General features: G+C 71.3%; 16 protein-coding genes. 2 read left to right on the top strand and 14 right to left on the bottom strand.

From position 1 onward, the window contains the following. Positions 1 to 11: 11 nt before the first annotated feature. Positions 12 to 1133, top strand: coding sequence for an LOG family protein (locus FHX52_RS01450; protein WP_141819274.1), 1122 nt, complete (start codon positions 12 to 14; stop codon positions 1131 to 1133). A gap of 210 nt (positions 1134 to 1343) precedes the next feature. Here FHX52_RS01450 and FHX52_RS01445 read toward each other — a convergent pair whose 3' ends face one another. Together FHX52_RS01445 and FHX52_RS01440 are read right to left on the bottom strand one after the other, a co-directional pair. After that, positions 1344 to 3251 (bottom strand): propionyl-CoA synthetase, encoded by a 1908-nt coding sequence (locus FHX52_RS01445; RefSeq protein WP_141819272.1) that lies wholly within the window; start codon positions 3249 to 3251, stop codon positions 1344 to 1346. 4 nt (positions 3252 to 3255) lie between these two features. After that, a complete protein-coding gene (locus FHX52_RS01440; RefSeq protein WP_185747199.1) occupies positions 3256 to 4590 on the bottom strand; it encodes an MFS transporter in 1335 nt (444 codons plus the stop codon). Positions 4591 to 4718: 128 nt separating this feature from the next. Between FHX52_RS01440 and FHX52_RS01435 the strand changes: the two genes are divergently transcribed. Then, positions 4719 to 5759: a GlxA family transcriptional regulator gene (locus FHX52_RS01435; RefSeq protein WP_221630426.1), complete on the top strand. Its 1041-nt coding sequence runs from the start codon at positions 4719 to 4721 to the stop codon at positions 5757 to 5759. 155 nt (positions 5760 to 5914) lie between these two features. Here the strand turns inward: FHX52_RS01435 and FHX52_RS01430 are convergent, their stop codons facing one another. The 12 genes from FHX52_RS01430 to sqr form a co-directional block, all read right to left on the bottom strand. Further along, on the bottom strand, positions 5915 to 7063 hold the full coding sequence (locus FHX52_RS01430) for a N(5)-(carboxyethyl)ornithine synthase (RefSeq protein ID WP_141819267.1): 1149 nt from the start codon (positions 7061 to 7063) through the stop codon (positions 5915 to 5917). A 169-nt stretch (positions 7064 to 7232) separates the two neighbouring features. Continuing rightward, complete coding sequence (gene rlmN, locus FHX52_RS01425) at positions 7233 to 8489, bottom strand: dual-specificity RNA methyltransferase RlmN (protein ID WP_246069562.1); 1257 nt, start codon at positions 8487 to 8489, stop codon at positions 7233 to 7235. A 15-nt stretch (positions 8490 to 8504) separates the two neighbouring features. After that, on the bottom strand, positions 8505 to 9320 hold the full coding sequence (locus FHX52_RS01420; RefSeq protein ID WP_141819265.1) for an SDR family NAD(P)-dependent oxidoreductase: 816 nt from the start codon (positions 9318 to 9320) through the stop codon (positions 8505 to 8507). A gap of 4 nt (positions 9321 to 9324) precedes the next feature. Continuing rightward, positions 9325 to 10257, bottom strand: a complete 933-nt coding sequence (locus tag FHX52_RS01415) for a phosphatidate cytidylyltransferase (protein ID WP_246069561.1) — start codon at positions 10255 to 10257, stop codon at positions 9325 to 9327. Between the two features lie 47 nt (positions 10258 to 10304). Further along, a complete protein-coding gene (gene frr, locus FHX52_RS01410) occupies positions 10305 to 10862 on the bottom strand; it encodes a ribosome recycling factor (protein WP_141819261.1) in 558 nt (185 codons plus the stop codon). A gap of 110 nt (positions 10863 to 10972) precedes the next feature. After that, positions 10973 to 11701, bottom strand: coding sequence for a UMP kinase (gene pyrH / locus FHX52_RS01405; protein ID WP_141819259.1), 729 nt, complete (start codon positions 11699 to 11701; stop codon positions 10973 to 10975). A gap of 122 nt (positions 11702 to 11823) precedes the next feature. After that, on the bottom strand, positions 11824 to 12966 hold the full coding sequence (locus FHX52_RS01400) for an aminotransferase class V-fold PLP-dependent enzyme (RefSeq protein ID WP_141819257.1): 1143 nt from the start codon (positions 12964 to 12966) through the stop codon (positions 11824 to 11826). A 14-nt stretch (positions 12967 to 12980) separates the two neighbouring features. Continuing rightward, positions 12981 to 15785 carry a DUF4153 domain-containing protein gene (locus FHX52_RS01395; protein ID WP_141819255.1) on the bottom strand — a complete coding sequence of 935 codons (2805 nt, stop codon included), beginning with the start codon at positions 15783 to 15785 and terminating at the stop codon, positions 12981 to 12983. Next, positions 15782 to 16519, bottom strand: a complete 738-nt coding sequence (locus FHX52_RS01390) for a response regulator transcription factor (RefSeq protein WP_141819253.1) — start codon at positions 16517 to 16519, stop codon at positions 15782 to 15784. Before FHX52_RS01390 ends, FHX52_RS01395 begins: the two co-directional genes overlap by 4 nt. 119 nt (positions 16520 to 16638) lie before the next feature. Beyond that, positions 16639 to 17166, bottom strand: coding sequence for a DsrE/DsrF/DrsH-like family protein (locus FHX52_RS01385; RefSeq protein ID WP_141819251.1), 528 nt, complete (start codon positions 17164 to 17166; stop codon positions 16639 to 16641). Between the two features lie 59 nt (positions 17167 to 17225). Beyond that, a complete protein-coding gene (locus FHX52_RS01380) occupies positions 17226 to 17540 on the bottom strand; it encodes a TusE/DsrC/DsvC family sulfur relay protein (RefSeq protein WP_141819249.1) in 315 nt (104 codons plus the stop codon). A gap of 15 nt (positions 17541 to 17555) precedes the next feature. Then, positions 17556 to 18812: a type III sulfide quinone reductase, selenoprotein subtype gene (gene sqr, locus FHX52_RS01375; protein WP_141819247.1), complete on the bottom strand. Its 1257-nt coding sequence runs from the start codon at positions 18810 to 18812 to the stop codon at positions 17556 to 17558. Positions 18813 to 18881 lie beyond the last annotated feature (69 nt).

The following is an 18881-nucleotide window of genomic DNA, read 5'->3' as shown; positions in this document are numbered from 1 at the left end:
AGGATGTGCGGATGGAGATCGAGAGCCTCGACGAGCTGGACGACCACCTCGACTCCGGTGAGCCGCTCTCGGGGCTGCGGCTGCAGGACCTCGACCTCTCGGGTCACGCCGACCGGCTCGCCGCCCACGGTGACCTCACCGGCCTCGTCGTGCTCGGTGGCCGGGTGCCCCGCGACGTCGCCGAGGTGCTCCTGCACGGCGGGGCCATCGTCTTCCCGGGCATCGCCGACGCACCGGTCGACCCGTGGCGCGGGCTCTACGTCCCCGCTGACCTCTACGCGGGCCTCGAGCAGGGGTATGCCGCGACGCCTGACGCCCGCGCCTACGCGTGGTTCGTCGATGCCCGGCTGCGCACCGACGCGTACTGCACGCTCGTGCGGGCGATCCACGACGACTCGGTCACCGACGCGCTCGACGAGTTCGTCGCGGGGCGTTCGGTCGTGGGCATCATGGGCGGGCATGCCGTGGGACGGCACTCGGCGGCATACGCGGGGGCGGCCGGTCTCGGCCACGCCCTGGCGGAGGCGGGGCACGTCGTCGCGACCGGAGGTGGTCCGGGGGCGATGGAGGCGGCGAACCTCGGTGCGCTCTGCCCAACGCCGGACGCTGTCGCGGAGGCCGTGCGGCGGATCGCTCCCGTGCCCGGCTTCCGCCCCGACGTGACGGCCTGGGCGCGCGTCGCGCTGGAGGCGCGCGAGGCCGTGGTCGGTGACGAGCCGGCGGCGACGCCCGAGACCCTCGGACCGACCGCGCGCTCGCTCGGAATCCCCACGTGGTTCTACGGCCACGAGCCGCCCAACGTCTTCTGCGACGTCATCGCGAAGTACTTCTCCAACGCGATCCGCGAGGAGGGGCTGCTCGCCCGCTCCAACGCGGGAGTCGTCGTGCTCGACGGGGCGGCGGGCACGGTGCAGGAGGTCTTCCAGGCGGTGACTCCGCTCTACTACGCGGCGGACGACGCAGTGCTCCCACCTCTCGTGCTCGTCGGGCAGGAGCACTGGACCGAGACGGTTCCGGTGTGGCCGGCGCTGCAGGCACTGGCCCGAGGCCGGCGGATGGAGCAGGTCCTGCACCTCGTCGACACCATCGACGACGTCCTCCCCCTCCTCCTCCCACCCCCCGGTTCGAGGTGATCGCGGCATCCACGTCGGTGCCGGGATCACCTCGAATCCGCAGCCCTCACACCCCGATTCGAGGTGATGGTGGCAGCCACGTCAGGTCCAGAATCACCTCGAACCCCCAGGCCTCACACCCCGATTCGAGGTGATCGCGGGAGCCACGTCAAGTCCGGCATCACCTCGAACCGGGGGTTGATGCGGGGGGTTCGGGACGCTGCGGGAGGGTCAGGAGCCGCGGAGGACGGAGCCGAGGGCCTCGAGCACTGCCGGGTCCTCGATCGTCGCGGGCACGGTCGGCGACTTGCCGTCGGCGATCTCACGCATCGTCTTGCGCAGGATCTTGCCCGACCGCGTCTTGGGCAGCCCGGCCACGATGTCGACCTGGTGCAGGGCTGCGACGGCGCCGACCTCCGACCGCACGCGAGCGACGAGCTCGCGGCTGATGCGCTCGCCCTCGGTCGCGGCGTCGATGCCGGACTTCAGCACGACGAGCCCGCGCGGCACCTGACCCTTGAGGTCGTCGTGCACCCCGATGACGGCGCACTCGGCCACCGCCTCGTGGCCCGCGAGCGCGGCCTCGAGGGCGCCGGTCGAGAGCCGGTGGCCGGCGACGTTGAGCACGTCGTCGGTGCGGCCCATGACGTAGAGGTAGCCGTCCTCGTCGACGTAGCCACCGTCACCGGTGAGGTAGTAGCCGGGGTAGGCCGAGAGGTAGGAGCTGATGTAGCGCTCGTCGTCACCCCAGAGGGTCGGCAGGGTGCCGGGCGGCATCGGGAGCTTGATGCAGATCGCTCCCTCGACCCCCGGCTCGACCGACTCGCCGGAGCCGTCGAGGATCTGCACGTCGTAGCCGGGAACCGCCACGGTCGGTGAGCCGGCCTTGATCGGCAGCAGCCCGATTCCCTTGGGGTTCGCGGCGATCGGCCAGCCGGTCTCGGTCTGCCACCAGTTGTCGATGACGGGCTTGCCGAGCGCCGCGGAGGCCCACTCGTAGGTGTCGGGGTCCAGACGCTCACCGGCAAGGAAGAGCGCACGGAAGCTCGACAGGTCGTAGTCGGCGACGAGCGACGCGGTCGAGTCCTCCTTCTTGATCGCCCGGAAGGCGGTCGGTGCCGTGAAGAGGCAGACGGCGCGGTACTCCTCGATGACGCGCCAGAACGCGCCGGCATCGGGCGTACCGATCGGCTTGCCCTCGTAGAGCACCGTCGTCGCTCCCGTCAGCAGCGGGGCGTAGACGATGTAGGAGTGCCCGACGACCCAGCCGACGTCGCTGGCGGTGAACATCGTCTCGCCCGGCGCGACGTCGTAGATCGCCTCCATCGACCAGCGCAGCGCCACGGCATATCCCCCGCTGTCGCGGTAGATCCCCTTGGGCTTCCCGGTCGTGCCGGACGTGTAGAGGATGTAGAGCGGGTCGGTCGCGGCGACCGTCACGCACTCGGCCCCTTCGCGGGCCGCCTCGCTCGACTCGAAGTCGCGCCAGTCGATGTCGCGCTCGCCGAGCTCGGCCTCGAGCTGCTCGCGCTGGAGGATGACGCAGCGCTCGGGCTTGTGGTCGGAGCGGTGGATCGCCTCGTCGAGGAAGGGCTTGTAGCGCACGACGCGGCTCGGCTCCACGCCGCACGACGCAGACAGCACGACCTTGGGGGCGGCGTCGTCGATGCGCGCGGCGAGCTCCTGGGGCGCGAATCCGCCGAAGACGACGGAGTGGATCGCGCCGATGCGGGCGCAGGCCAGCATCGCGATGACCGCCTCGGGCACCATCGGCATGTAGATGACGACGCGGTCGCCCTTGCCGACGCCCAGCCCGCGCAGGCCTCCGGCCACGGCGCGCACACGAGCCAGCAGGTCGGCATACGTCAGCGTGGTCTTGGTGCCTGTCACGGGCGAGTCGTAGTGCACGGCTGCCTGCTGACCGCGCCCCGCCTCGACGTGCCGGTCGACGGCGTTGAAGCACACGTTGAGCTCGGCATCGGGATACCACCGGTAGAACGGCGGCCGCGAGTCGTCGAGGACGCGGTCCGGTGGCGTCACCCAGTCGATGAGGGTGGCCGCCGTGCGCCAGAAACCCTCGGGGTCGCGCAGGCTCGCGTCGTAGATGCTCTGGTATGCCGTCGAAGCGCCGTCGCTCATGGCCTCACTGTGCCGCCGGGGACGCCTCCGCGCCAGACTCCGTGCGCTGAGGTGACGCATCTGACAGCCGAGCGGTCGCGATCGAGACGCACATCACGGCGGCGACGAGGCAGAGGGCGCCGGCAACGTACCACGCGAGGGTGTAGGTGCCGAGCTGGTCACGGATGAGCCCCGCCCCGAGTGCGGCGAAGGCCGCGCCGATCTGGTGGGAGGCGAAGACCCAGCCGAAGACGATCGGCGCGCGCTCACCGAAGGCGCTGCGGCACAAGGCGATCGTGGGAGGCACGGTCGCCACCCAGTCGAGGCCGTAGAAGAGGATGAAGGCAAGCATGTTGACGTGCATCGAGTCGCTGAAGAGCGAGGGCAGCAGGAAGAGCGAGCCTCCGCGCAGCGTGTAGTAGGCCGTCAGGAGGATGCGCGGGTCGACGCGGTCCGTGAGCCACCCCGAGAAGACCGTGCCGACGATGTCGAAGACACCGACGAGCGCGAGCAACCCGGCCGCCGTCGTCGTCGCCATGCCGTGGTCGTGGGCGGCGGGGATGAAGTGGGTGCCGACGAGGCCGTTCGTCGAGGCGCCGCACACCGCGAAGCTGCCGGCGAGCAGCCAGAAGACCTTCGTGCGCGACGCGTCGCGCAGCGTCGTGAGCGCCAACCGCGCCGGGTGGCCGGTCGGCCTCGGCGGCCGTCCGACGGGCGTGCCCTCCGGAGCGCCGTATGCCGTGATGCCGAGGACGCTCGGATGGTCGTGCAGCTTCCACAGCACGAGCGGCACGACGGCGAGCGCCGCGGCCGACGTCGCGATCGCGGCGCTGCGCCACCCGTGGTGCTCGGCGAGCCACGCGAGGACGGGCAGGAAGATGAGCTGACCCGTCGCGCCCGCCGCGGTGAGCACGCCCGTGACGAGGCCGCGGCGCGCGACGAACCAGCGCCCGGTGACGGTCGCCACGAGGCTCATCGCCATCGCGCCGGTGCCGAGGCCGACGACGATCCCCCAGCAGAGGACGAGCTGCCACGAGGCGGTCATCCAGATGGGCAGGAGCGACCCGATGCTGACGAGCACGAGGGCCGTCGCGATGACCCGCTGAATTCCGAGCCGCTCCATGAGGGCCGCCGAGAAAGGCGCCGCGAGACCGAAGAGGACGAGGTTGACCGACACGGCGCCGCCGATGACACCCATCGGCCAGCCGAACTCCTCGTGCAGCGGCGTCATGAGCACGCCCGGGGTGGAGCGGAAGCCCGCGGCTCCGATGATCGTCAGGAAGGTGACGACGGCGACCCACCACGCCGGGTGGATCCGCCGGCTCGGTGGGGGTGCAGCCGGGGCCGGCGACGAGGACATCGGCACCGCGGCTGGCGGTGTCGCGGCAGTGATGGCGGGTGGGTCGGAGGGGCTCACGGGAGAACTCTGCTGCATCGCGGTGTCCGGCGACGAGTGGCCCGCTGGACATGATGTGCAAGGATCTGGCCATGAGTTCGCCTTTCGACCGCCCTCTTCCTGCGCCACGGCACCGCCCCCACCGGCCACACAGGGTCGCGGTGCTCGCGCTCGACGGCGTCGTGGCCTTCGAGCTCGGCCTGCCGCACCGCTTCTTCAGCGCCACCGCCCTCGACCCGGGCTGGCCGGGCCGGCTCACCGGCGCTCCCGCCCCCTACGAGGTCACGATGAGCACGCTCGACGACGGCCCCGTCACGACATCGGCGGGGTATGCCGCCCTCCCGACCCACCCGAACTCGACGCTCTCGCAGGCGGACACCATCGTCGTTCCCGGCATCACCAAAACCGAGATCGTCACCCACGGTCGGCTGCCGCAGGAGCTGGTCGACCTCGCGGCGACGGCTCGACCGGAGGCACGCTGGCTCTCGATCTGCACGGGCGCCTTCGTGCTGGCCGGGCTGGGCAAGCTCGACGGTCGGGAGGCGACGACCCACTGGGTCTACGCCGACCTCTTCCGCCGGCACTTCCCGCTCGTGGATCTCGACCCCGACGTGCTCTACGTCGACCACGGCGACGTGCTCACCTCGGCCGGCAACGCCGCCGGCATCGACCTGCTGCTCCACGTCCTGCGCAGCGACCTCGGGTCGGACGCCGCCAACCGGGTGGCCCGCGGGGCCGTCGTCGCCCCGTGGCGAGCCGGCGGGCAGGCCCAGTTCATCGAACGGCCCGTACCTGACGCGAGCGAGGCCGGCACGGGCCCGACCCGCACCTGGGTGCTCGAGCACCTCGGCGAGCCGATCTCCTTGTCCGACATGGCTCGTCACGCCGGCATGAGCGTGCGCACCTTCACGCGGCGCTTCCGTGAGGAGACCGGTGAGACCGCCGGAAACTGGCTCGTGCGAGCCCGGGTGGAGCGAGCCCGACAGCTCCTCGAGACGACCGAGCTGCCCGTCGACCGCGTCGCCGCAGATGCCGGCTTCGGCACGACGGCCTCGCTCCGACAGCACCTCGGGGCCGCGGTCGGACTCTCGCCGCTCGCCTACCGCCGCACCTACCGCGCCGAGCCCGCCTGACACCCCAGTTCGAGGTGATCGCGCCACCCACGTCCCTGCCAGCATCACCTCGAATCAGCAGACGCCGCACCCCGGTTCGAGGTGATCGCGGCACCCACGTCCCTGCCAGCATCACCTCGAATCGGGGGGGTCGGGGGGCAGGGTCGGGGTCGGGGTCAGGTCGCGAGCGGCCAGTGCGGGTGCTTGGGCGAGCGTCCCTGGAAGCTGAGGATGGCGGGGTTCTGGATGACGCCCTCACGGATCTCGATGGCCCGACGGATGGTGGGGTGCGAGTCCCAGCCCTCGGGGCCGGCCATCACGATCGGGAGGAAGGGCAGCAGCCCCTCGCTGATCTCCCACGTCGCGGCGTTCCACAGGTAGGAGGGGCTGTGGTCGACGGCGTAGTAGAGCACGTTGTCGCCGACGACGAAGGTGGGCTCGGAGAAGGTCGTGGGCTTGGCCCAGGTGAACCCCATGCCCTCGTCGCAGGACACGTCGATGACGAGGGTGCCGGGCGCCGCGTGCTTCAGGTCGTCGTCGGTCATGAACATCAGGGGTGCGTCGGTGTCCTGGAGCACGCAGTTGACGATGATGTCGTGGTCGGCGAGGAACTCGCCAAGCGGCACCCTCCCGTCCTCGGTGACCGCGTGGCTCACCCTCGCCCGGGTGTCGTCGGTGTCGAAGTGGACCATGTGCGCCGAGTGGATGGGCGAGGCGACCGCCGCGGTCTGGCGGTGGGTGAGGACGTCGACGTCGCTCACGCCGAGCGCGCCGAGCGCCGTCACTGCGCCGCGGGCGGTCGCGCCGAAGCCGATGACGACGGCCCGCCGCTGCGGCCCGTAGTCGCCGGTGATCCCGGCGATCTGCATCGCGTGGAGCACGGAGCAGTAGCCGGCCAGCTCGTTGTTCTTGTGGAAGACGTGCAGGCCGAAGGACCCGTCGGCGTTCCAGTGGTTCATCGCCTCGAAGGCGATGAGGGTCAGCTGCCGGTCGATGGCGAGCTGGGTGAGGGCGCTGTCCTGCACACAGTGCGGCCACCCCCAGAGCACCTGGCCGACGCGTAGCGCGGCGATGTCGCTGAGCAGCGGCTTCGGCTGGAGGATGACGTCGCACTCCTCGACGAGCTGCTCGCGGGTGCGGAAGCCGGCGACCCACTCGCCGAGCTGGCCGTCGGTGACGCCGAAGCGCTCGCCGTAGCCCTGCTCGAGATAGATCCTCCCCCGCAGGTCCTCTGGGATGCGGCTCAGGTGCTGCGGGTGCAGGGCGAGCCGCCCCTCGTTCTCCTTGAGCGAGCGAGACATGACGCCGAGGCTGAGCTGGTTCACGCGGCTACCTCCTGGGGGGCCGTCCGTCGCGCCGTCCACCGGTGGCGACACCACTGGGGCCCGGGAGGTCAGGACACTTTCACCCTACGCCCGGGCCTGCTCGCGACGGGCGCCGTCGCACGGCGGGTGACGCGCTTCACGCACGCGCCACCCTCCCCGTCGAGACGCCTCAGGCGGTCGCGGCGGCGAGCTGCCCGCAGGCCCCGTCGATGTCCTGGCCGCGGGTGTCGCGGATGGTCGTCGGTATGCCGTGTGCCCGCAGCCGCTCGACGAAGTTCTGCTCGACGCCGGGCCGCGACGCGGTCCACTTCGAGCCGGGTGTCGGGTTGAGCGGGATCGGGTTGACGTGCACCCAGCCACTGCCCCGCGCCGCGAGCTTCTCGCCGAGCAGGTCGGCGCGCCAGCCGTGGTCGTTGATGTCGCGGATGAGGGCGTACTCGATCGAGACGCGTCGGCCCGTCGCCTCGTAGTAGCGGTATGCCGCGTCGAGCGCCTCGTCGACCGACCACCGGGTGTTGATCGGCACGAGCTCGTTGCGCAGCTCGTCGTCGGGGGCGTGCAGCGACAGGGCGAGCGTCACGGGGATGCCCTCGGCCGTCAGCCTGTCGATCCCGGGCACGAGGCCCACCGTCGACATCGTCACCCCGCGCGCCGAGATGCCGAGGCCGTCGGGGGTCGGGTCGGTGAGCCGGCGGATCGCGCCGATCGAGGCCTTGTAGTTGGCGAGCGCCTCGCCCATGCCCATGAAGACGACGTTGCTGACCCGTAGCGGCGTCTCGCGGTCCTCGTCGCCACCGCCGGCGAGCTCACCCCGGCGCAGGGCCCGGGCCGCCCACACCACCTGCTCGACGATCTCGCCCGCCGAGAGGTTGCGCGTCAGACCTGCCTGACCCGTCGCGCAGAAGGGGCAGTTCATGCCGCACCCGGCCTGGCTGGAAATGCAGATGGTCACGCGCTTGGGATAGCGCATGAGGACCGACTCGACGATCGCACCGTCGTGCAGGCGCCACGCGTACTTCAGGGTCTGGCCGTCGTCGGCCACCCGCTGCACGATCGGGGTCAGCAGCGTCGGCAGCAGGTCGGCGACGAGCTCCGACCGCACGGCCTTGGGCAGGTCGGTCATCTGCTCCGGGTCGTCCTCCAGCCGCTCGAAGTAGTGCGTCGAGAGCTGCTTGGCGCGAAAGCCCTTGTGCCCCAGCGACTCCACGGCCTCCCTGCGCTCCGCCGGGGTGAAGTCGGCGAGGTGCCGCGGGGGCTTGCCCCGGCGCGGCGCCTGGAACGTCAGCTGCCCCGGCACGGGGCGCGCGGTCGTCGGCTCCGGAAGCGCGACGGGCGCGGCCGGTGCAGCGGGGACGTCAGGCACGTCAGCGGTCGGCTGCGGCGTGGACCCGGAGGCGGGGGCGGTGGGGTCAGGAGACTCGGTCATGGTGACCCCATTGTCTCAGGCGTCGAGGGCGCGCTGCTCCGCCACGGTGTTGCCCCCGTCGACGAGCAGCACCTGGCCGGTGACGTATGCCGCCTCCGGACTCACGAGGAAGGCGATCGCCGCTGCCACCTCCTCCGGCGTGCCGGACCGACCGAGCGGCGTCGCGAGCCCCTCGACCGCCTCGTCAGCCGTCTGGGAGCCGGTGGCGATCCAGCCAGGCCCGACGACGTTGGCCGTCACCCCGTGGCGCCCCTCGTCGACCGCCAGCCCGCGGGCGAGGCCGACGAGCGCGGCCTTCGACGCGGCATACCCCACCTCGCGGCGCATGCCCATCGCGGCGCCGGTGACGCTGCTGACGAAGACGATGCGACCCCGGCCCGAGGCCCGCAGGTGCGGCATCGCCGCCCGGGTGACGAAGTAAGCGGTGTCGAGGTTGCGCGAGATCGAGCGGCGCCAGCGGTCCGGGTCCGTGTCGTCGATGTCGCCGCCGAGGGTGTCGGGCTCGGTGGCGCTCACCATGCCGGCGTTGTTGACGAGCGCGTCGAGACGGCCGTGCCGAGCGACGCACTCCTCGACGACCCGTGACACCACGTCGGGGTCGGTGAGGTCACCGACGTGCGCCGACGCGGTCACGCCCCGGGCGCCGAGCTCACGCACTCGGTCGTCGACGCGGGCTGTGGTCGCTGCCACCGCGACCGTCGCGCCGAGCCGCCCGAGCAGTGCCGCGGTGACGAAGCCGATGCCGCTCGGACCGCCCGCGCCCGTGACGAGCACGACGCGACCGGTCTGGTCGAAGAGTGGCACGGCGGTGCCGTCGCGGTCCGGGGCCATCGCGTCAGGCCGGCTGCACGGCGAGCAGCGTCAGCACGGCCCAGACGATCGGGGCGACGACGACGAGCGAGTCGAGGCGGTCCATGATGCCGCCGTGGCCGGGGAGGATGTGGGACATGTCCTTGATGCCGAGGTCGCGCTTGATGAGCGACTCCATGAGGTCCCCGACCGTCGCGGCGATGGCCACGCCGACGCCCAGGGCCACGCCGATGACCCAGGCGTGACCGAGGAAGAAGTGGACGGTCAGCGAACCGCTGACGACGCACAGCAGCACCGAGCCGGCGAAGCCCTCCCACGACTTCTTGGGGCTGATCGTCGGAGCCATCGGGTGCTTGCCGAAGAGGACGCCGGCGGCATACCCCCCGACGTCGCTGCAGACGGCGGTGACGAGGAAGACGAACATCCGCGCGACGCCGTCCTGCGCCGACAGCAGGAGCATGGCGAAGCCGACGAGGAAGGTCGGGTAGGTCGCGATGAAGATGCCGCCGAGCACGTCACGTCCGGCGCCGGCGGAGCGACCCGTCGTGCGCCACAGCACGATCGCGGCGCAGGTCAGCGCCCACGCGACGGTCAGGGCGGCCGGGCCGTGCACGTAGGCCGCCCACATCATCACGGACGACCCGACCAGAGCCGGCACGAACGGCGCCCGCACGTCGGCATGGCGGAGCGCTGCGCGCAGCTCCCAGATGGCGACCATCACCGCCAGCGCGACGACGACCGCGAAGGACTCCTTGCGGATGAGCAGGGTCGCGATGATGAGCGCGCCGAGGCCGACGCCGACGCCGATCGCCATCGGCAGGTCGCGGCCGGCCCGGCTGGGCTTCTTGACGAGCACCTGCTCGGGCGGCAGGCCGGCGATGTCGTCGAGGGCGGGGTCGTAGGGCACGGGGTCGAGCAGTCCCTCACCCTCGTGGGCCGCCGTGGGCGCTGGCTCCACGGGGTCCGGTGGTGGGTCGGTCGTCATCGTGGGTCGAGAGCCGAGGGTCACACCTCGAGCAGCTCGGCCTCCTTGGCCTTGACGAGACCGTCGACGAGGTCGGTGTGCTTCTTCGTCAGGCCGTCGAGCTCCTTCTCGGCGCGCGAGCCGTCGTCCTCGCCGACCTCGCCGTCCTTGACAAGCTTGTCGAGGTCGGTCTTGGCCTTGCGACGGATGTTGCGCACGGAGACGCGCGCCTCCTCGGCCTTGTGGTGCGCGAGCTTGATGTACTCGCGGCGGCGCTCCTCGGTCAGCTCAGGCATGACGCACCGGATCTGGTTGCCGTCGCTGCTCGGGTTGACACCGAGGTCGGAGTTGCGGATGGAGCGCTCGATCTCGTGCATCGCCGACTTGTCGAAGGGGATGACGAGGATGGTGCGCGGCTCGGGGTTCTGGAACGACGCGAGCTGCTGCAGCGGCGTCGGCGCGCCGTAGTACTCGACCGTCAGCTTGTTGAACAGGCCCGGGTTGGCGCGGCCGGTGCGGATGCCCGCGAAGTCCTCCTTGAGGACCTCGACGGCCTTGTCCATCTTCTCCTCGGCCTCGAACATCGTCTCTTCGATCATGGTGCGTGCGCTTCCTCGTCCTCGGTGGTGCCAGTGGGTGCTGTCACGTCGTGCAGCTGCTGCCGGGTGCTGGTCTGGTGGGCGTTGGCCAGACGGTCGTCAGGCGGTGGTCAGGCGTTGGTGACCAGCGTGCCGATCCTCTCACCGAGCAGCGCCCGCGTGATGTTTCCCGCGCCTTCCATCCCGAAGACGACCATCGGCAGCTTGTTCTCCATGCAGAGGCTGAAGGCGGCTGCGTCGACGACCTTGAGCCCCTCGACGATCGCGTCGTTGAAGGTGACGGTGTCGAGCTTCTTCGCGTCGGGGTTCGTGCGGGGGTCGGAGTCGTAGACGCCGTCGACGCCGTTCTTGGCGATGAGCACGGCGTCGCACTTGATCTCGAGGGCGCGCTGGGCGCTCACGGTGTCGGTCGAGAAGAACGGCATGCCGGCGCCGGCGCCGAAGATGACGACCCGGCCCTTCTCGAGGTGGCGGATCGCCCGCCGCGGGATGTAGGGCTCGGCGACCTGCTGCATGCCGATGGCCGACTGCACCCGCGTCTCAATGCCCTCCTTCTCGAGGAAGTCCTGGAGCGCGAGGCAGTTCATCACCGTGCCGAGCATGCCCATGTAGTCGGCGCGCGTGCGGTCCATCCCGCGCTGCTGCAGCTCGGCTCCGCGGAAGAAGTTGCCGCCGCCGATGACGACGGCCACCTCGACGCCCCCGCGCACGGCGTCGGCGATCTGGGTGGCGATGCCGGCGACGACCGCCGGGTCGAGGCCGATGCGGCCTCCGCCGAAGACCTCGCCGGAAAGCTTGAGAAGCACCCGGTGGAAGTGGGTGGAGTGGGCGTCGGTCATGGCGCGGGGCCTCCTCGTGGGACAGTTCCAGCGGTCGGTCGATCTTTCCACATGCCGGCCGCAGCAGCCGCATCGAGCCCCCTCCCCCGGCGACACCGCAGGTGAGGCCCGTCAGGTCGGGGTCAGCGAGCGCCCGAGCCGGCGCGCAGCAGCGTCTGGAGCGCCGCGGCCAGGCGCTCGTAGTCGTCCTCGTCGTTGTACGGCGCGGCGGCAAGGCGCAGCAGCCCGCGCCCCGCGAAGGACACCGGCGGCACGACGAAGCCCGCGGCATACAGCCGCTGCCACAGCTCCTCGGCGGCCTCCGGGGTCTCGGCGACCCCGGGTGGGAGGGCGACGACCTCGAGGCAGGGCGCCGTCGGTATGCCGCCGTGCGGGCTCGGCGTGCCGAGTGCCGTGCGCACGTACTCGGCTCCCCGGCGCAGGAGTGCTGCATTGCGCTCGACCTGCGGCCACCCGCCGAGCGCGTGCCAGGCCGCGAGGCCGTCGGGCACGGCGAGCCAGGCCGAATGGTCGACGGTGCCCTGAAGGTCGAAGCTCGCGGGGAAGGGCAGGCCGTGGCTCCACGAGGTGACGAGGGGCCGGATGCGGTCACGGTGGTGCGCGGCGACCCACAGCGTCGCTGCCGACCGCGGCGTGTAGGCCCACTTGTGGAGGTTGCCGACCCAGAAGTCGACGCCGAGGGCCTCCACGTCGAGCCCCGGCAACGCACCGGGCACGTGGGCGGCATCGACGAGCACGGGCACCGGTGCGACGGCGGCTGCCACCTCGGCCACCGGGAGCACGAGGGCGGTCGGTGAGGTGATGTGGTCGACGATGACGAGGCGCGTGCGGTCGGTCACGGCGCCGGCGAGGGCTGCGACGACGTCGCGGGGGTCGTCGCCCAGCCCGAAGGTCGCGGTGCTCACCGTGGCGCCTCGGGCCTGGACGGCCGACGCGGCCGTCGGGTAGCCGTGCGAGCTGACGACGACCTCGTCTGCGGGGCCGATGTCGAGAGAGGCGAGCACGACGGCAACGCCCTCGCTGACGTTGCGCACGAGGGCGGCTGCGTCGGTTGGCACGCCGACGAAGGCCGCAGCCGCCTCACGCGCGTCCCCGAGGCCGGCCGGCAGCTCGTCACGGAACGCCCGCATCGGCGCTCGCTCGACGGCGGCACGGGCCTGGTCCTGCGCCTCGCGCACCGACCGGGGCACCGCCCCGAAGGCACCGTGGTTGAGGTGGGTCAGGGCCGGGTCGAGCTCGAAGAGATCGGCGATGTCACGACGCACCGCGCCATCCTGCCTCAGCGGTGGAGTCCCCCCGCGCGGAGGGTCGCACACCGCTCGACCTCGGCAGCGGGGGCCGGACCCACCTCGAGGGCCGACGCCCGCGACCGGCCGAGGTTCCACGCGAGGGCGTCGTCGCCCGACGCCGGGTCGGTCGCGACCGCGCAGATCGCGATGTCACGGGGCAGGCCGGCGACGATCGTCGGCGCCGCATCGGGGCCGAGCGTCGAGAGGTAGGCGACGTCGAGCTTGCCCGTGGCGGCGTACCGGTCGATGTTGTGCTGGGCCACCCAGGCCTCCGGGTTGAGCACGCCGCCCAGCAGGACGAACGCCGCTGCCGAGACGAGCGCCGCCCGCGGCAGCCACCAGCCCTGGAGCCGGATGCCCGCGACGAGGACGAGGACGACGAGCAGGCCGAGCCACAGCTCGAACGCGTCGACGAGCACACGAAGCACGGTGAAGCCGTAGGCCTGCTGGTAGAGGTCCATGCGGTGGAGGGCGGACGCGACGACGACGAGCGTCAGCACGCACAGCGCGCCGACCACGACCCGGAGCACGAGGCGCTCGCGGGGGGTCTCCTGTGGCGCCTTGCGCACGGTGACCGCGACGGTCGCGAGGGTCAGCAGCGTGGCGACGGTGAGCTGGCCGAAACCCTGGTGGACGTAGTCCGCATACGTCAGGCCGGTCGTGCGCCGGACGTAGTCGTGGCCGCCGAAGAGCGCCGCCGCCTGGGCCACGACGAACGCGACGAAGAGGGCGACGACGAGGCCGACCGGGATGACCCACTCCCACATCCGGGCGACGGGGCGGGCAGCCGGGGCGGCGACCCGGTGCACCTTCGGCGGGTTGAGCGCGACGTAGGCCGCCGCGAGCAGGGCGCCGCCCATGACGAAGCCGACGAAGAACCGGAAGATCAGGCTGTCCCAGGCGAGCTCGGGCACCAGGGCACCCGCCCACGAGCCGAAGACGGCGTCACCCGACGCGAAGAGTCCACCGAAGACGACGAGCGCGACGAGCGAGATGGCGGCGGTGCGCACGATCGGCCAGACGACGGAGACGCGGCTCGTGGCACCGATGGTCCGGCCGAGCAGCGGCAGGCCCCGAAGCGCCGCCAGCGGCCAGGCCACGGCCCCCGCGACCATCGACGACAGCCCCTTCGCGTCGGTCAGGGCCGTCACGGTGAGGACGATCCCGAGCAGAACGGCGAGCACCATGAGCCAGTCGGCGGCCCGGAGAACGGACAGCGAGGCGAGCCCGATGCAGACGACCGCCGTGACGAGGGACCACCGCGACGCCCGGCGCTCGGACGTGCGCCACAGCACGGTGCCACCGGTCAGCAGCACGACGAGCAGGGCGAGCCCCATGTTGCGGTAGGGCAGCAGGGCCGCCGAGAGCACGCCGACCCCCAGGCACACGAGGAGCAGCCGGACCTGTGGTGCGAGCCCGGCTTCGGGCCACAGGTCACCGAACACGGAGTCGATGAGCGGCTCGCGCTCGCCGACCGGGACACGGCCGGACGCCGTCGGCGGGGTCGGGCCGGAAGCACCTATTGGGGCAGCTGGTGACGCGCCGGCTGCAGCAGGGACGGGCTGGGGCACGGAGGACTCCTGGGTCGCGAGGGGCATGACGGCAGGTGGCGCCGTCGTGGGGGTGGTCGGGGACGTAGCGGGTGACGTGGTCGAGGACGGAGCGGGCAACGTGGTCGATGACGTGAGGTGAGACGGGGTGGGAGCGGCCGGGGCGACGACGACAGCGGTGGGGAACGAGCCGGCATACGGCATCGCTGGCGGGTTCGTCGGTGGAGCGGGCGCGGGCGCGGGTCGCGGCTCGACCGGAAGGACGGCACGGATGCGGGCGCCCCGCTCGCCCGGCGGGGTGGCCAGAGCGGAGATGGACCCGCCGTGCAGCTCGCACACCCAGCTCGCGATCGCGAGGCCGATGCCCGTGCCCCCTCCGGCGTCGTCGCCCGACCCGAAGCGGTCGAAGATGCGTTCGGCGGACTCCGTCGGCACGCCCGGCCCCTCGTCGCGGACGAGCAGCCACCAGCGGTCGGCGCCCTCGCGGCCGGCGCTCACGGTGACGGTGCCACCGGTGGGGCTGTGCCGGTCTGCGTTGTCGAGGAGGTTGGCGAGCACCTGGTGCAGGCGCGCGACGTCGGCGACGACGTGCAGGTTGCGCGGCACCTGGACCTCGTGGACGGTGCCGCGGCGCGACACGCCGGCCTCGGCGACGGCCTGCTCGACGAGCTCGCGCACGTCGACGCTCGCGAGGGTCAGCGGCACCCGGCCACCGTCGACCCGGCTGAGGTCGAGCAGGTCAGCGACGAGGGCACCGAGGCGCTCGGCCTGGGCGAGGGCGGTGCGCAGCACGGCGTCGTCGGGTCGCACGACGCCGTCGACGAGGTTCTCGAGGAGCGCCTGCTGGGCCGTGAGCGGAGTGCGCAGCTCGTGCGAGACCGTGGCGACGAGCTGGCGGCGTTGGCGGTCGGCATCGGCGAGGTCGGCGGCCATCGTGTTGAAGGCGACCCCCAGGGCTCCGACCTCGTCGGCCGACGTCGCGGAGACCCGTTGCGAGTAGTCGCCCGTAGCCATCCGGGAGGCCGCCACGGTCATCTCGCGCAGGGGCGAGGTCATGCCGCGGGCGAGCCACTGGGTGACCCCGAGCGCGGCGACGATCGTCACGGGCAGCGTGAGCCAGGTGGGGACCCCCGCGCGGTCGCCGATCTGCGCCACGAGGGCAGCCACGACGATGCTCACGGCGACGAGCAGGCCGAGCTTGGCCTTGATCGACCGGATGCCGTCGAGCGGGCGGTCGGTGTTCACCGGGGATCCTGTCGCTGCGAGACCTCGAGGGCGTAGCCGACCCCGTGGACGGTGCGCACGCGGTCGGCGCCGATCTTGGACCGCAGCGCCTTGACGTGGCTGTCGAGGGTGCGGGTGCCACGCGCGTCGGCCCAGCCCCACACCTCCTGCATGAGGTCGTCGCGACCGCGCACGGCCCCGGGCTCTGCGGCGAGTGCGAGCAGCAGGTCGAACTCCAGGGGCGTCAGGTGCACCTCGGAGCCCGCGACGGTGACGCGGCGGGAGGCACGGTCGACGACGACGTCGTCGACCGTGAGCTGGCCGACCTGGCCGCCCACGAGGTCGCGGGCGCGGTCGACCCGGCGAAGGAGCGCCCGGATGCGGGCGACGACCTCGCGCATGCGGAAGGGCTTGGTGACGTAGTCGTCCGCGCCGACCCCGAGCCCGACGAGCAGGTCGGTCTCGTCGGCACGGGCGGTGAGCATGAGCACCGGCACCGGTCGCTCGGCCTGGATGCGACGGCACACCTCGAGGCCGTCGAAGCCGGGGAGCATGAGGTCGAGGACGACGAGGTCGGGTGTGTGCTCGCTGTGAGCCTGCACCGCGCCGGGCCCGTCGAACGCCTGAACGACTCGAAAACCCTCTGCGACAAGGCGATCGGTGACAGCCTGGTTGATCGTGGGGTCGTCCTCGACGACGAGCAGGGTCGCCTGGACGGCCTCGGTCGGTGGCGCTGCACTGCTCCCCTGGCTCATGTCATCGAGCCTAGGAGGGCGCTGCGACAGGGTGCGCGTGCGACGTGTGGAGATCCTGTGAAGACGCGAAGCGGCCCGGGGCGGCCGAACCGCTCCGGGCCGTCCAGACCCCGGCTGCCTCAGATGAAGAGCAGCTGGGCGCCCGCGGTCATCTCGATGAAGTCGGACGCCGAGATGATGCCTTCGACATCGTCACGCAGGTCCGCCTCCGTCAGATGGTTCATGTCCGCAGACAGTCGGCACGCCCACAGGTGACCACCTGACGCGACGATCTGGTCGAGGAAGTCGGGCACCTCGGGGATGTCGAGCTCGGCGATGGCCTTCTTGAGCTGCGAGGTGGCGAGGTGGGTCATTCCCGGGATGCCTCCGAGGCCCTGGGGCATGTGCATCGCGGTGTTGCCGAGCAGGGTGGCCTTGAGGCTGCTCTGGGTCTTCTTGTTGATCATGTCGAAGCCCCAGAAGGTGAAGAACAGATGGGTCTCGATGCCCTCCCCGAGGGCGGCGTTGCCGAGGATGAGCCCCGGGTAGGCCATGTCGAGGGTGCCCTTGCTGCAGATGATGGCGAGCTTGCGGCCCTCCTCCGACGGGGTGTCGAAGGACGGGACGAACGGCGTCTCGGTCTGGACGTCGTGGTCGATGGTGGTCATGTCGTGCTCCTCAGGTCTGGTCGGTGTGGTGGGAGAGGCTGGTCGGTGAGCGGGACGGCTCAGACGCAGCCCTTGGGCTTCGGCACACCGGCGACGTAGGCCATCTTCTTGGCCGGCTTGCCGGGGAAGAGGGTGAAGAGCTGCTTGACCGGCATCCCCGTCTGGGTGCTGACCCGACGCAGGGTGGGGGTCTCGCCCTGAGCCTTGTAGTCCTGACGGAGGTAGCGGACGAGCTTCCAGTGGTCCTCGGTCATCTCGACGCCGATGAGGCGCGCGAACTCGGCGCCGAGGTCCTCGGTCCAGTCGTCGGGGTCGAGCAGGAAGCCCTCGTCGTTGACGTTGATCTGGCGGCCGGCAATGGTCGTGCTGGGCATGGGAGTTCAGTCCTTTCAGGCTGTGGCGTCGGCCGGGATCTTGCCGGTCATCGACATCTGGGCAGGGAGGCCGATCGGTCGGCCGGGCAGGAGGACGTTCCAGTAGACGTGCCGGAAGGCGAGCTTGCCGACGTGGTTGGCGCGCGACTCCTTCAGCAGCGTCATCGGGCCGATCTTCGCGATCGGGAAGGTGCCGGTGAGTGGCTCCGTGTCGTAGTTGAAGTCGAGGAGCAGCGCCTTGCCCTGACCCGACTCGACGAAGCAGTTGGCGTGCCCGTCGAACGAGTGCGTCATCGGCTTGCCGGCCACGAGCTCGAGGAAGTTCTCGACAAAGACCTCGACCGAGAAGTGAGCGACCGAGCCTGCCTTGGACGTCGGGATGTTGCTCGCGTCGCCGAGGGCGAAGATCTCGGGGTACTGCGTGGACTGCGACGTGTGCTTGTCGACGGGGACGTAGTTGAGGTCGTCGCCGAGCCCCGAGCGGGCGACGAAGTCTGCGCCCATGTTGAGCGGGATCGTCACGAGCTGGTCGTAGGGGACCTCGCGCTCGTCGTAGGAGATGAGGACCTTGCGCTCCTGGTCGATGCTCTCGACCATGAAGTCGGTCTCCACGGTGACGCCGCGCTCCTTGAGCAGGTGGCCGAGCTCCTTGCTCGCCACGGGCTTGGTGAAGGCGCCGTCAAGGGGTGTGACGAAGACGAGCTCGGTCCGGTCGCGCAACCCGCGGCCCTTGAGGTAGTCGTCGGCGAGGAAGGTGAACTCGAGCGGGGCGACCGGGCACTTGAAGGGCAGCTCGGTGATGTGCACGACGAGACGCCCGCCGGTGAAGGCATCGAGCGCGTCACGGAGCGCGACCGACCCCTCGTACGTGTAGAACTCGCCGACCGACCTGTGCCACTCGTCGCCGAGCATGCCGGGGGTCTGGTCCGGGCGCGGGCTCGTGCCCGAGGCGATGACGAGGTAGTCGTAGGTGAGCGTCCGCCCGCCCGTCAGCGAGACCGACTTCGCCTCGGCATCGACCCGGTCGATATCGGCGAGGACGAGCTCGATGCCGTCATGGATGAAGGCGTGCTTGCTCTTGCGGATCTGGTCAGGAGTGTTCATCCCGAAGGGGATGAACAGGTAGCCGGGCTGGTAGTCGTGGATGTCGGTCTTGTCGACGACCGTGATCTTCCAGTCGCTCTTCGGGAGGCGGTGACGGAGCTTGTTCGCGACCATGGTTCCGGCCGTGCCCGCGCCCAGCACCACGAGGGACTTCTGTGTGGTGGTCATGTCTTCGACGGTACCCCCGTGGGTATACGTCGGCTGTGACCCACGAGACAGATCCGGTGTGACGGTGCA

The sequence above is a fragment of the Humibacillus xanthopallidus genome (assembly GCF_006717145.1).
GTDB lineage: Bacteria > Actinomycetota > Actinomycetes > Actinomycetales > Dermatophilaceae > Humibacillus > Humibacillus xanthopallidus.
Note: the sequence above shows the minus strand (reverse complement) of the source record. Positions and strands in the feature narration are given on the sequence as shown.

What these genes read in the sequence shown, in the direction of transcription:
- pyrH (WP_141819259.1), bottom strand. Translation starts at nt 11,701, where the DNA reads ATGACCGACGCCCACTCCACCCACTTCCACCGGGTGCTTCTCAAGCTT.
- FHX52_RS01420 (WP_141819265.1), bottom strand. Translation starts at nt 9,320, where the DNA reads ATGGCCCCGGACCGCGACGGCACCGCCGTGCCACTCTTCGACCAGACC.
- FHX52_RS01440 (WP_185747199.1), bottom strand. Translation starts at nt 4,590, where the DNA reads ATGTCCTCGTCGCCGGCCCCGGCTGCACCCCCACCGAGCCGGCGGATC.
- FHX52_RS01445 (WP_141819272.1), bottom strand. Translation starts at nt 3,251, where the DNA reads ATGAGCGACGGCGCTTCGACGGCATACCAGAGCATCTACGACGCGAGC.
- rlmN (WP_246069562.1), bottom strand. Translation starts at nt 8,489, where the DNA reads ATGACCGAGTCTCCTGACCCCACCGCCCCCGCCTCCGGGTCCACGCCG.
- frr (WP_141819261.1), bottom strand. Translation starts at nt 10,862, where the DNA reads ATGATCGAAGAGACGATGTTCGAGGCCGAGGAGAAGATGGACAAGGCC.
- FHX52_RS01380 (WP_141819249.1), bottom strand. Translation starts at nt 17,540, where the DNA reads ATGCCCAGCACGACCATTGCCGGCCGCCAGATCAACGTCAACGACGAG.
- sqr (WP_141819247.1), bottom strand. Translation starts at nt 18,812, where the DNA reads ATGACCACCACACAGAAGTCCCTCGTGGTGCTGGGCGCGGGCACGGCC.
- FHX52_RS01390 (WP_141819253.1), bottom strand. Translation starts at nt 16,519, where the DNA reads ATGAGCCAGGGGAGCAGTGCAGCGCCACCGACCGAGGCCGTCCAGGCG.
- FHX52_RS01435 (WP_221630426.1), top strand. Translation starts at nt 4,719, where the DNA reads ATGAGTTCGCCTTTCGACCGCCCTCTTCCTGCGCCACGGCACCGCCCC.
- FHX52_RS01385 (WP_141819251.1), bottom strand. Translation starts at nt 17,166, where the DNA reads ATGACCACCATCGACCACGACGTCCAGACCGAGACGCCGTTCGTCCCG.
- FHX52_RS01450 (WP_141819274.1), top strand. Translation starts at nt 12, where the DNA reads ATGGAGATCGAGAGCCTCGACGAGCTGGACGACCACCTCGACTCCGGT.